Origin of the sequence: Roseburia porci, assembly GCF_009695765.1 — a bacterium.
Classification (GTDB): domain Bacteria; phylum Bacillota; class Clostridia; order Lachnospirales; family Lachnospiraceae; genus Roseburia; species Roseburia porci.
Genome location: NZ_VUNI01000037.1, coordinates 1 through 13,062 on the forward strand (window position 1 = coordinate 1; position 13,062 = coordinate 13,062).

Below are 13,062 nucleotides of genomic sequence, written 5' to 3' on the forward strand. Positions count from 1 at the left end.
AGAGGCAGTGTCCAAGAAACTGGGTTCACTTAGGAACGGTGTTTGAAAACAGGGGAAGGGTTAGTGAGTGTGTCTGAGAACCAGGTACTACGCTAATTCATGTGTCCACTGTTATGGGTACATTATAATCATTATTGAATATTCTAAGATTGATATATACAAATTCTTAGGAGGGATAATGATGATTTTACGAAAAAGCATTGCTAGTGATGTAAAAGAACTAACAAGCATTTCTACGAAAGCATTCGATACAGATGTGCTAGTAGGAGGACCGGAAAATGATGGACCACCGGGATATAATTCTGAAGGATGGCATAGGGAGATGATGGAGCAAAATCATCTGTACACATATATTTGTGAGGATGAGACCATCGTTGGTGGCGCTGTTATATTTGGAAGAGATGAACTATTTGTAGGAAGAATATTTATTGATCCAAAATATTTCTGCAGAGGATATGGCATTGCGTTAATGCAAGATATAGAAAGACTCTTTTCATCAAGAATGATAAGATTAGATACTCCAACATGGAATACGCGGACGAACCGGTTTTATAAAAAGTGTGGCTATATTGAAACCGGCAGAGATGGCGAAAATGTATATTACGAAAAACAATTGTAGGGTGTGGTTATATGAGCTTCGGAACTAATCTTCAGTATTTAAGGCAACTAAGTGGAAATATGACACAGGAATCTCTGGCAGAGAAAATGAGTGTCAGCCGTCAGACTATTTCAAAATGGGAAATGGATACAGCAAAACCAGAAATGGATAAAGCTCTTGAGCTGTGTAAAGTGTTCAACTGTACACTGGATAATCTTTTCAGGGATGAGATGGACAAAAGAAGCGATAAATACACAAATTTACGCATTGAAATGATTCCTGGATTTCGATACGTGGAGCATACGGTTGTAAGCACGGATCCAGAAGGAGATGCTATTGACAGAGTATATAAGTATGCAAAAGAAAATGGTGATGAAAATCCTAAAGTAATAGGATGGGATTTCCAAAAGCTGTCAATTGAACAGATTAATGTTTACAATATGCATGGATACACAGCTGCATGGATATTACCTGAAGGAATTACACCGAAGGAATTGGAAATAAAAGAACAGACGGAACACAAATATGTAGCAATTCACATTGACAGACCTTTTGATAATCCTTTTGTAACGATTCCGGGAGCATACCATACTTTGAATGATTACATGAGAACTAATGGATTGGTTTATGTCGAAAATGAAGTAATTCCATGCTTTGAGACGGATGGAGAGAGTATGGATGTTTATATTGCTTGTAAGTGAAATAAATTGATGTTTTGTGGTGGAAGGAACTTATGAAATGATAATAGAAACTGAAAGACTAATACTAAGAATGTTTGAAAATTCCGATTACGATGATTTGTTTGAATATCTCGTTCAACGTGAGAACGATGAATTTGAAGGATATCCAGGAATAACTTATGAAAATGGAAAGGAACATCTGTCATATAGAGTGCAATCAGATGAATTCTACGCAATAGAACTAAAAGAAAATTGCAAAGTTATTGGAAATATATATTGTGGGAAAAGAGATTTTGAGTCCAGGGAAGTTGGATATATCATAAATAAGAATTATCAGTGCCATGGATATGCAAGTGAAGCTTTATCTGCAGTAATAAGAAAATGCTTTAATAATGGCATACATAGAATATATGCAGAATGTGATCCACGAAATATCTGTTCATGGAAACTGCTTGAAAAAGTAGGTATGGAACGAGAGGCATTTTTTCATAAAAACATTTACTTCTATAAGGACGAGAACGGAAACCCAATTTGGAAAGATACTTATGTGTATGCAACATTGAATGAATAGGAGAGAAGAACTGTGAGAATTGAAACAGAAAGATAAGTTATTAGAGATGTGAAAAGAATAACTGATATTTTATCGTTACAAAGGCAACAGAAACTTTCAGTTTATAGGGATGATTCAATAATTATTTTTGCATGAAAAAGGTGCGAAGCACCATAGTCCGTCCAGGGCGACAGCCTTGGCCCATAAATGTGTTGTGACACATCGTATTGGGTTATTATCTGTCACGCTTATTTTATAGGGGTTCCGGATCATTTATCTGATATGAAATAAAAGACTGACACACCTTTTGACACACTTTTATAGAAAAATATCTCGAAATAAGAAAATCCTCTTAGAGTAATCTAAGGGGATTTTGTCGATTTATCGTTGTCTGATTTAATAAGTTATGATATACTTCGCACATGGGAAACCAGAGAGCCGGGCGGCTTACCCTCTTTTTCGGAGGGTTGCTAAGCCCCGGTGGGGCTTGTTTAGCAACGACCGGAGCGAAGCGTAGACCTAACCCTCCAGACGAAAGAAAGGAGGGCGTTGCCAATGTATGTTACATACTCTGACTTAATTCAGATTGGAATATTCATTTGCGCCCTTGTTGGATTGTGTTATACGATTTTCAAGGGAAAACGAAAATAGCCGCCATTACTGCGAATAATGACGGCTGACCTTATAAAAGGTTGATGCTATAGTGTTCGGGGTAAGCCGCTTCTCTGGTTTTCCCTTTTTCTACGCATAATATAACATATCTTATGAGTTGATGCAAGGAAAAGTGTAAAACGGTTCATAATTTATAACATTTCATGATTTCAGATGAAATTAGATGAAGTAAAAACAGGCACTTGGCATGGAAGTCATTATATAAACTGCTGCCAAGTGTTTTTCTTTAGTCAATGTGATTTTCAATTCTATATTCATTTACGAAATCCCTTAAAGAATTATATAACATCATCAAGTTAAGTTGTTCCATTTTCTGTGGAGACATAATAGCTTTCCTTTTTTGATCAGAAAAAAATTTTCATATGAAGTCTCAAAATCAGCGTTATTATATTCCGCAGTACAACAATCGTGTATCTGGTACAATAAATCTTTATTTTCAATAATACGGGAAATGGTATCGGATAGACGCGAATCTATCTTGCGTAAAGAAATAAGTGTGTCGATAGCTTTATCTGATAATCCTGTGGCAGAACTTATTTTCTGGATTATAAATATATGCTATACTATGAGCGTGACACACCTTTTGACACACTTTTCAATAACATATGAAGTAATGTGATGAAATATAAAATAGAGAAAAATGTGTATTTGGCACAAACGGAAATAAAGACAAAACAAGATGAAAAACAATTATTAAGTTTTTATCTTTCAGGTGGTTGAGGTGAATAGGGGCTATTGAATCCTGGTGTTTTTCGCAGAAAGGCGGATTATAAGCTTCTTGGCATAAAGGGATGCCACTTACTAGATTTTTAAGTAACTACTGTAAGTGTGGAATGGGATAATGTAGATTTTGAGAGGGGAATTATCAAGGCAATCGGTATTTGTAAAGGAGAAAATACTATATGAACACAGATGTTATTGGTAAAAAAGATGGTTTTGTAATACGTTTAGCCAAAGCTGATGATGCAGTTAATTACTATGAACAGAATTATTGTCCTTTAGATAAGGAAGTGGCACGTTTGACTGGTTGTAAAGAAGAATTTTCAAAAGAAGAAGTAGTATCTTTTTTTCTGAAATCGCTTGAGGAAGATGATAGGTATTTCTTTTTGATTATAGCACCTGACGGAGATATTATAGGTGAAAGTGTGATTAATGAAATTGATTGGGATTTAAGGTGTGCTAATTTTCGAATTGGCCTTTATCGTCAAGCGGAAAGAGGAAAAGGTATTGGCACATGGGCAACGGAAATTACTCGTGATTTTGCTTTTGAGAAACTAAAATTACATCGTTTAGAATTAGATGTGTATTCATTCAATCCCAGAGCCGAAAAAGTATATTTAAAAGCAGGATTTAAGCGAGAAGGTGTTTTAAGAGATGCTATTATGGATGGCGATAAGTATGCAGATGATATATTGATGTCGATTTTAGAAGATGAATGGAGAACATTAAAAATACAACGATAAATTCCAGGTTATAGGGATGACACAATAATTATTTTTACATGGAAAAAGAGTCCGGTCAGAAAGAAAATATTTATTTAATGATATGGGATATCTACTATTTGCTGCAAAAAAGAACATTGATTCGTATATAAAAATGTAATATAACACATTAAAACGCACCAAAATATGTTAAATGGTAGAATGCCATTGCTGATTTACGGTGCACGTCAGGTTGGAAAAACATTTGAGATGCGTGAGTTTGGGGCATTGTATTACAAGAATACCATCTATGTAAACTTTGAAACGGATGAAAGAATCGGAAAATATTTTGAAACAGATATTCATGCAGATCATGTGATATCTGTTTTGGAAAAATACTATCAGGCTAAGATTGTACCTGAAAATACACTTATTATTTTTGACGAAATTCAAATGTGTGAAAGAGCATTAACTTCGTTAAAATATTTTTCGGAAGAGGCCCCGGAATATCATGTAATGGCTGCAGGAAGCCTGTTGGGTGTAGCAGTGAATCGGGAAAAATATTCTTTTCCGGTAGGAAAAGTTCAGATGCTGACCATGTACCCAATGGATCTGGAAGAGGTATTGTGGGCAAAGGGAAAACAGATGCTTGCAGATACGATACGTATTTTTGAAGCATATGATTCCCTTCCGGCACAGCTGGCAAAGGATGCCAAAAAATTTCAGTATAAGTTGATAAAATCAGGCGCACGCGCATCTCAATATGGAGATGCAATCGACTGGTTGATTCGGGCCGGAATTGTGAATAAGTGTATGAAATGTAGTCAGGGATTTTATCCGGTTGCAGCATATCAGGATGTGAGTGCATTCAAATTATACTATAGTGATATGGGTATTATGTCCGCCAGACTGGGAATGACGCTGGAAGCGCTACAGGGGAATGTAAAGCGGGAAATCATGTGAAAGCGAAAAGTATGAGGGTTTATATGGGAAAATATGCCCCGGTTTATGCAATCCGGATTTCAGCAAGAAATTTTGGAATGGTAAATGGGATAAAGGCAGTGCCATTATATAGTGTGTTTTGCATTTGAAGTTCTTTATTTTTTCAGGATATTGACGAGAAGTAATGAACAAGAGAGTAATTGAGAAAATTCGGTTGCTCTTTTTTAGTATGAATGGGTTTGCATGTGCTATAATAAACGGATTAACAAATCGGAATTTGTAGGATAATTATGATAAAGTTTTTGAATGATATAAGGAATGCAGAAAATCCAATATCCAATAATAGAAAAATTATAAATACCATAGCTCTATTGTTTCTCGGAATAGCGTTGGGAATTTTTGCGAAATATCTGGATTTTCGTCAAGCTGAACTTCCGGGTGTGCTTATGGCAATAGATGAAGAATTAGATATTAGTAATTTTCTTGGGCGTTTTGCAATCTGGGTATTGATTGCACTGTGTATTTCTATTTATAGCAATTCTGCAATAAGAGCAAGCATCAATGTTTTTGTATTCTTTGTTGGTATGGTTGCAAGTTACTATTTGTATTCAAACTATATTGCAGGATTTTTTCCAAGAAGTTATGCGATGATTTGGTTTGGTTTTACAGCAGTTTCTCCATTATTAGCTTTTGTCTGCTGGTATGCAAGGGGGAAAAGCAAACGGGCATTTATACTGTCGGCTCTGATTTTGGCAGTATTGTTCAATATGTGCTTTGTATATGGATTCGGATATTTTAGTGCATGGTCTGTTTTGGAAGTGATAGTCTTTATTATTGGACTTATTGTTTTGAAGAGAGACACATTGAGGAGTTCTGCGATAATGGGAACAATGAGTATAGTTCTTGCATTCCTGCTTAATATTGTTATTCCATTCCATTTTGGATAGACAAATTTGAATTTGCTGAATTTAGTATTCATGAAATTTTTGTCTTAAAATCGTTTAGAGGAAAGGGTGTAGCATTTAGCGCAGTCAGCAAAATAATGGAAATGTATAAAGGTAAATACAGGGTAGAACAATTGAAAGAGAATACGTCAGCAATAAAATTCTGGAAGCGTTTTTATCACAGTTAAGAGATAATGAATCAGGAGGATAGATATGGCTGCTACAATTATTTATTTGGTAATTTCATTATTGGTTTCACTTATTTTTATCATACTTGGAATCACGCAGTATAGGTCTGAAAAACCAGTATCAATAAACACGGGAGAAAAACCACCTCGTGAAGATGAACTGACGAGTGTTACGGAATGGAACCATAGACATGGTAGAAATTTTATTATTTTGGGTTGCGCGTTATTTATTACACAAGCTGTTTTTGGATATTTTATTGAAAAGCTGGATGGCGTTGTAGTTCAGGTGGTTATTTATATGATAGTGGTATTTTCCGAGATCGCATGGGTTGGGTTTGAACATAATGTGATGAAAAAGAAAATGATAAAAAAAGCATTGGAATAACAATTTCTAATTGTTTGCAAATACACTGGTTTTTACTTCTATTTTAAGCTTTGGAGCGGTGAATGCCAATATTTCACCGATTGACCTGTTGTTAGGTTATCCTGCGAATCTGATCCTCACCTGGAAAAATCTATAAAGGAAGTGACACTATGACGGAAAAGGTTATTGATGTGGTGTATCAGGCAGGTTTACGCATCCAAAAAGGAATACAGAAGTAAAGCTGTAGAAAAAACATAGCAAATGCGGTAAAATTATTGGCATGAAGAAAATAACAGACACGATAAAAAATTACAAACAGAACGCAGCACAGAAACGGGAGTAATCACCGATTAGGAGACGTAAGGATGAGAAGAAAAGACAGAGAGATTACAGATTTTGAACAGATGCGTGCAATTCTGGATGCCTGTGACTGTGCAAGACTTGGACTTGTGGATGAGCAGGGCGCTTATATTGTGCCGATGAATTTTGGCTGGGAAGAGCAGGACGGAAAGCTGGCGCTGTATTTTCACGGAGCAGCGGAGGGCAAAAAGCTTGATCTGATCCGAAAACAGGGTTCTGTATCTTTTGAGATGGATCGTAAGCATGAGCTTGTGGAGGGAGATATTGCCTGTGCATATTCCTATTGTTATCAAAGCATTATGGGGAATGGCAGAATCAAAATTGTCGAAGACATCGAGCAGAAGAAGCATGGACTTCAGGTCATAATGTCGCATTACACCAAGAAACAGAACTGGGATTTTCAGGATGAACTGGTAAACCGGGTAGCAGTTTTGAAACTGGAAGTGGACAACTGGAGTTGTAAGGAGCATTAATGTATGTTGAAATTAGAGCATGGACGACCAGAGAACATGGAGGGACGTCTGAAAAAAGAAGTACGCGTATATGATTTTCTTGATAAACTGCATGTGGAATATGACTTTGTGGACCATGAGGCAGTAGAAAATATGGAAGTTTGTGCGCAGATTGATGGCGCTTTACAGGCTATGATCTGCAAAAATCTGTTTTTGTGCAACCGGAAAGAAACTCAGTTTTATCTTTTAATGATTCCTGCAAATAAAAAACTGAATTTCAAAGAATTGTCTGATCAGCTTGGTACGAGCCGGCTGACATTTGCAAAAGAGACCTATATGCAGGAATTTTTGGACATTACGCCAGGAGCAGTCAGTGTTCTCGGACTGATAAATGATCATGAGAAAAGGGTACAGCTTTTAGTTGATCGTCAGGTGATGGAAGACGATTATATTGGATGCCATCCGTGTACTAATACTACAAGTCTTCGCATCCGGGAACAGGATATGTGGGATGTGGTCATTCCGGCAATGCAGCACGAACCGATTTTTGTAGATTTGGCTTGAAATTATTTGAATTATACATACAATAAGAAAAATAGAGGTATGTTCAGAAATTTCCCATATCCGGGAAAAGAGGATAAAAAATGGCAGAAAAGAAGAAATTAAATCAGACTGGAAAAGCTTCCAGACATAAAGTAAATCATAATACAACAAATGCACAGCCGCATGCAAAAAAGAAGGACGGTTCCTGTGCTTATGCGAAGAAATGCGGAGGCTGTGATTATCAGGGAATCAGCTACGAGCAGCAGCTGGAGATGAAACAGAAAAATTTAAAGAAGCTGCTGTCCGCATTTGGAAAAGTTGAACCGATCGTTGGAATGAAAGATCCGTATCATTACCGTCACAAAGTGCATGCAACGTTTGACTGTACCAAAAAAGGGCAGATCGTATCGGGAACTTATAAGGAAGGCACGCATGAGGTAGTAGATATTGTATCCTGTCAGATCGAGGATGAGCAGGCAGATGCGATCATTCAGGATATCAAAGGCCTGCTCCGTTCGTTTAAGATCAAGACTTATGATGAGGATACAGGATATGGACTTCTTCGTCATGTCCTGATCCGCAAAGGTTATCATACCGGTCAGGTTATGGTAGTTCTGGTGCTTGGAAGCCCGATTCTTCCATCCAAAAACAATTTTGTAAAAGCAATCCGCCAGAAACATCCGGAGATCAGTACTGTTGTGATCAATGTTAATAATAAGAAAACCAGTATGGTGCTTGGCGACCGGAATATCACGGTATATGGAAAAGGTTTTATCGAGGATGAGTTATGTGGATGCACATTCCGTATTTCTCCGTCTTCCTTTTATCAGGTCAATCCGCAGCAGACAGAGTATCTCTACGAAAAGGCAATTGCCTGTGCCGGTCTGAACGGAAAAGAGAAAGTAATCGACGCATATTGCGGAACAGGTACGATCGGTCTGATCGCTGCAAAACATGCGGGCAAAGTAATCGGTGTTGAACTAAATAAAGATGCAATCCGGGATGCAATCACGAATGCAAAACGCAATGATATCCATAACATTACATTTTTCAATGAAGATGCAGGTGAATTCATGGTACGCATGGCCGACAAGGGCGAAAAAGCGGATGTCGTGATCATGGACCCGCCACGTTCCGGAAGCGATGAGGCATTTCTCTCTTCCGTCGTGAAACTTTCCCCAAAGAAAGTTGTATATGTATCCTGCAATCCGGAAACATTGGCACGTGACCTGAAATACCTGACAAAGCACAAATATAAGGTGATGGAGATGACACCGTTCGATCTCTTCCCGATGACAAAACATGTGGAGACGGTGGCATATCTGTTACGACTAAAATAAAAGCTATTTTATTTTCAGTATCATTGAGATAAAATTTTGTCGGTGAATAATTCGGGTGATTTTTTAGGAGGGTGACCATGAAAAAGGATGCCAGCAAATCAGATGAGATTATAGATGAAACTCTATACGGAGAAGTACTTTCGAAGCAGGAAGTGGAAGAGTCCGAATCCAGTCAGGGAATTCGTGCGCAGGAACCGTACCGTTATTTTAAAATTGACAAGATGAAGGCAGCATTGAAGATCACTGCCAAAACGCAGAGAGAGGGGCGGAATATTCTTGATCATGGGAATCTGGCGATGACAAGTGTATCCAGAGGCTATCTGGATAATATATCCAATACGCCTGTCTGCAGCTTTCAATTCCGTGGAAAAGAAAAGCGTTACGGGAGTCCGTCACCGGTTCATGTGAGGCTTTTGCTTGGAAGAAGCCTGGTACAGTCTGCACAGTGTGATTGTTATACGTGCAGTACCAAATATTACTGGTCGGAAGAAAAGAACTGCCCGTTTATCTCCGCTGCCCTCGAACTTGTGGCGGATTATCAGAACCAGAATGATGTTATGGATGCAACGAATTTTGCTGGAATGCAGGTGATAAACAGCTTTGCCGGGCGAAAACGTTCACAGATTATAACAGAGAGCAGGCAGCAGGAGTGCTCGCTTATCCTTGAGCCGCGTCTTGTGTGCAAAGAAGGATACATCAGTCTGTCATTCAAGATTGGAGAATCAAAGCTTTTTGTTGTAAAAGATCTGGTACATTTTGCCGATCTTGTGCAGAAGTCAGAAACAGAAGTTTATGGCAGTAACACGACGATCAACCATGGTATACAGAACTTTACCAAAGATTCGAGAAAATGGGTGGAATTTATACAGGACTGCGTTGCAGAAGAGAACAGACTGTTCAGGTCAATTGCTGAGATAACGTGGAGAAATGTGAAAAAAAGGGTGTCTGCTCTCGATTTGTATGGCTGGCGTATCGACCGGTTGTATGAACTGGTCGGAAGTGCTGGGATTCATTTTGAAGATCGTGACCGTAAGAAAAAATGTGTATTAAAATGTGAGGTCCGAGATCCAAAGCTTGTGATGACGATCCGTCCGTTGATGGAGGATGGTGAATTCCAGGGGATTCAGGCATTGATGCATTTCCCATATATGTATATTGGAAGTGGGAAGATGTATTATGTAGATACGGATGCAGGTAAGATGTTCCGTGTGACAGATGTGTTTTATGAACATATGGGAGCACTGCTGTCAAAAGAGGAGTACAACACATATGGCGAATTGCGGATTGATATTGGACGATCCAGTCTTGCGGATTTTTACTATGGTGTTCTTCCGGAGCTGTCAGAACATGTGGAGATCATTGAGCATGAACCGGAGGTGGTCGATCAGTATCTGCTTCCGGAGACAAGATTTTCATTTTATCTGGATGCAGATGACCATGATGCAGACTGCAGAGTGATTGCTGAATATGGTGATAAAAAACATTCCTGCCTTGATCTGTATAATCCGCAGGCGAAGCTCGAGAGTTACCGGGTTGTATTAAAAGAACGCGAGATATTATGTGCACTGGAGCAGTATTTTCCGGTTGTGCATGTTGAAACAGACCGGCTGACCTGTGGTGGGGATGAAGAAAGGATTTATGATGTTGTTTCGAGTGGCGTAGAGGAGATCGCAAAGCTTGGAAATGTATATTGCACAAACCGTTTTAAAAATGTTGGGAAGACGAAAAAAACAACTGTCAGCGTCGGAGTCAGTGTTTCCGGTGGAATGCTGGAACTGGATCTGCTCACACAGGACGTGTCACAGGAAGAACTGCTGGAACTGCTGAAAAATTACAAAAAACACAGCAGATATTACCGTTTCAAATCCGGAGAATTCATAGATCTTGAAGATTCTTCCCTTCAGATGCTGTTTGAAATGATGGAAACCATGCATATGTCGCCGAAAGAATTTGTCCGTGGCAAAATGCATCTCCCACTTTACCGGACTTTGTATCTTGATAAGATGTTGGAAGAACACAGCGAAGTCTACAATACAAGAGACCAGAAGTATAAGTCGATTATCAAGAACATGAAATCAGTTGCAGAGGCGGAGTATGATGTGCCTGCGTCTCTCGATAAGATCATGAGAAATTACCAGAAAAACGGTTTCCGATGGATGAAAACACTGGAAAACTGTGGGTTTGGTGGAATTCTGGCAGACGATATGGGACTTGGAAAAACACTTCAGACGATATCGGTATTACTTGATGCAAAGCAGAGTGGAAAAGAAGGCACATCGCTCATCGTTGCACCTGCATCTTTGGTATATAACTGGGGAGAAGAACTTGAAAAATTCGCACCACAGCTTCGTGTACGTCTCCTTGCAGGCAAAGCGGAGGAGCGTGCTCAGATGATTGCACAGTATGAGAATGCAGACGTTCTTGTCACATCTTATGACATTTTAAAGAGAGATATTGATCAGTATGAGAGCATACCGTTTTTGTATGAGATTATTGATGAGGCACAGTATATCAAGAATCAGACAACTGCCGCATCCAAGGCAGTCAAACTGATCAACAGTAAGGTGCGTTTTGCACTGACTGGAACTCCGATCGAGAACCGGCTGAGTGAATTGTGGAGCATTTTCGATTATCTGATGCCAGGCTTTTTGTATACATATGACTCATTCCGGAAAGATTTTGAGACGCCGATTGTGAAACATGAGGATGAGGATGCCATGAAGCGTCTTCAGAAGATGGTGAAGCCTTTCATTATGCGGAGACTGAAAAAAGACGTATTAAAAGATCTTCCAGACAAGCTTGAAGAGAACCGCATCGTCCGTTTTGATGGAGAACAGAGAAAATTATATGATGCTCAGGTTGTTCATATGAAAAACGAGCTTGCCGGCGGCAGCGAGGAAGACTTTAAAAGAGACAGGCTTCGTATTCTTGCAGAACTTACCAGATTGCGTCAGATCTGCTGTGATCCGCATCTCTGCTATGAGAATTATAAGGGAGAGTCTGCAAAACTGGAATCGTGCATGGAACTGATTGAAAGTGCAATCTCAGGTGGACATAAGATCCTTCTGTTTTCACAGTTTACCAGCATGCTTGCGATCATTGAAGAGGCATTGAAAGAAAGAAAAACAGCTTATTACAAGATTACTGGTGAGACCTCCAAGCAGGAGAGACTTGCTATGGTGAAACAGTTCAATGAGGACGATACGCCGGTCTTTTTGATCTCGCTGAAAGCCGGAGGTGTGGGACTGAATCTGACTGGAGCAGATGTGGTCATTCATTATGATCCATGGTGGAATGTTGCAGTTCAGAATCAGGCGACAGACCGTGCACACAGGATCGGACAGACGAAGAAAGTTACTGTCTATAAAATGATTGTCAAAGGCACAATCGAAGAAAAGATTGTCAAACTGCAGGAAAGCAAAAAAGATCTGGCAGATAATATTATAAATGGCGAGAATGTCGGACTTGGAAGCCTCTCCAGAGAGGAACTTATGGATCTGCTGGGAGTGTAGAGGAAAGGATGATCATTATGGAAAGAAAAAGCTTATTAATTAAAGACACAACAAAAGAGGAGCGGATCCGAATTGTACAGGAAGGACTGAGCCAGTGTGGAGGAAGCTGCGATTTTTGCAATGGCTGTGATAATTTGGGTGGTGGCTCAGTGGACGCTTTTTATGAGCCATACATCAATGGAGAAAAGGAACTGAGAGAACTGAATGAGGAATACAGAAGCAATTCCGGCATGGTAAAGTAGGGGAAACAGAATATGAGACCGCCAGAGATAGAAGAATCTACACAAGAAGAGAGAAGACAGTATATCAAAGAAACCTTTCCGTGTAATAGAAGGAGTTACACACGATTCGTGTGTAGCTTCTTTATTTCTTTATAGGAAAGATCGCCTTTGGCGTTCTGTTGAATTGAAAATAGCCCGCACAAAGGCGAGCATGACAAATAAACGATTGTCAGTTTAGAAGATGTAGAAACCTTCTTCACCGAAATCGTCATCAA

General features: G+C 39.1%; 13 protein-coding genes. All 13 read left to right on the plus strand.

Annotation, left to right across the window (positions count from 1 at the left end; translation table 11 throughout):
• The first annotated feature begins 181 nt into the window (after window positions 1–181).
• The 13 genes from FYJ75_RS13785 to FYJ75_RS13845 all read left to right on the plus strand — a co-directional run bounded on the left by FYJ75_RS13785 (window position 182) and on the right by FYJ75_RS13845 (window position 12,808).
• Entirely contained in the window at window positions 182–619 is a 438-nt protein-coding gene (locus tag FYJ75_RS13785; RefSeq protein ID WP_235907118.1) for a GNAT family N-acetyltransferase, read from the plus strand.
• An 11-nt stretch (window positions 620–630) separates the two neighbouring features.
• Entirely contained in the window at window positions 631–1,299 is a 669-nt protein-coding gene (locus tag FYJ75_RS13790) for a helix-turn-helix transcriptional regulator (RefSeq protein WP_154430993.1), read from the plus strand.
• Between the two features lie 37 nt (window positions 1,300–1,336).
• Window positions 1,337–1,849, plus strand: coding sequence for a GNAT family N-acetyltransferase (locus tag FYJ75_RS13795; RefSeq protein ID WP_154430994.1), 513 nt, complete (start codon window positions 1,337–1,339; stop codon window positions 1,847–1,849).
• Between the two features lie 1,553 nt (window positions 1,850–3,402).
• Window positions 3,403–3,963, plus strand: a complete 561-nt coding sequence (locus tag FYJ75_RS13800; protein ID WP_154430995.1) for a GNAT family N-acetyltransferase — start codon at window positions 3,403–3,405, stop codon at window positions 3,961–3,963.
• Between the two features lie 165 nt (window positions 3,964–4,128).
• Window positions 4,129–4,884: an ATP-binding protein gene (locus FYJ75_RS13805; RefSeq protein WP_235907119.1), complete on the plus strand. Its 756-nt coding sequence runs from the start codon at window positions 4,129–4,131 to the stop codon at window positions 4,882–4,884.
• Between the two features lie 269 nt (window positions 4,885–5,153).
• Window positions 5,154–5,810 carry a hypothetical protein gene (locus FYJ75_RS13810; RefSeq protein ID WP_154430996.1) on the plus strand — a complete coding sequence of 219 codons (657 nt, stop codon included), beginning with the start codon at window positions 5,154–5,156 and terminating at the stop codon, window positions 5,808–5,810.
• 26 nt (window positions 5,811–5,836) lie between these two features.
• Window positions 5,837–5,995 (plus strand): GNAT family N-acetyltransferase, encoded by a 159-nt coding sequence (locus FYJ75_RS14970; protein ID WP_408638941.1) that lies wholly within the window; start codon window positions 5,837–5,839, stop codon window positions 5,993–5,995.
• 25 nt (window positions 5,996–6,020) lie between these two features.
• Entirely contained in the window at window positions 6,021–6,380 is a 360-nt protein-coding gene (locus FYJ75_RS13820) for a hypothetical protein (protein ID WP_154430997.1), read from the plus strand.
• A gap of 344 nt (window positions 6,381–6,724) precedes the next feature.
• Complete coding sequence (locus tag FYJ75_RS13825) at window positions 6,725–7,192, plus strand: pyridoxamine 5'-phosphate oxidase family protein (protein ID WP_154430998.1); 468 nt, start codon at window positions 6,725–6,727, stop codon at window positions 7,190–7,192.
• 6 nt (window positions 7,193–7,198) lie between these two features.
• The gene (locus FYJ75_RS13830; RefSeq protein ID WP_154431002.1) at window positions 7,199–7,735 is read left to right on the plus strand and encodes a prolyl-tRNA synthetase associated domain-containing protein; all 537 of its coding nucleotides are present in this window, start codon (window positions 7,199–7,201) and stop codon (window positions 7,733–7,735) included.
• A gap of 80 nt (window positions 7,736–7,815) precedes the next feature.
• The gene (gene rlmD, locus FYJ75_RS13835) at window positions 7,816–9,054 is read left to right on the plus strand and encodes a 23S rRNA (uracil(1939)-C(5))-methyltransferase RlmD (protein WP_154430999.1); all 1,239 of its coding nucleotides are present in this window, start codon (window positions 7,816–7,818) and stop codon (window positions 9,052–9,054) included.
• Window positions 9,055–9,131: 77 nt separating this feature from the next.
• A complete protein-coding gene (locus tag FYJ75_RS13840) occupies window positions 9,132–12,566 on the plus strand; it encodes a DEAD/DEAH box helicase (protein WP_154431000.1) in 3,435 nt (1,144 codons plus the stop codon).
• Between the two features lie 17 nt (window positions 12,567–12,583).
• Window positions 12,584–12,808 carry a hypothetical protein gene (locus FYJ75_RS13845; protein WP_195839042.1) on the plus strand — a complete coding sequence of 75 codons (225 nt, stop codon included), beginning with the start codon at window positions 12,584–12,586 and terminating at the stop codon, window positions 12,806–12,808.
• The last annotated feature ends 254 nt before the right edge of the window (window positions 12,809–13,062 follow it).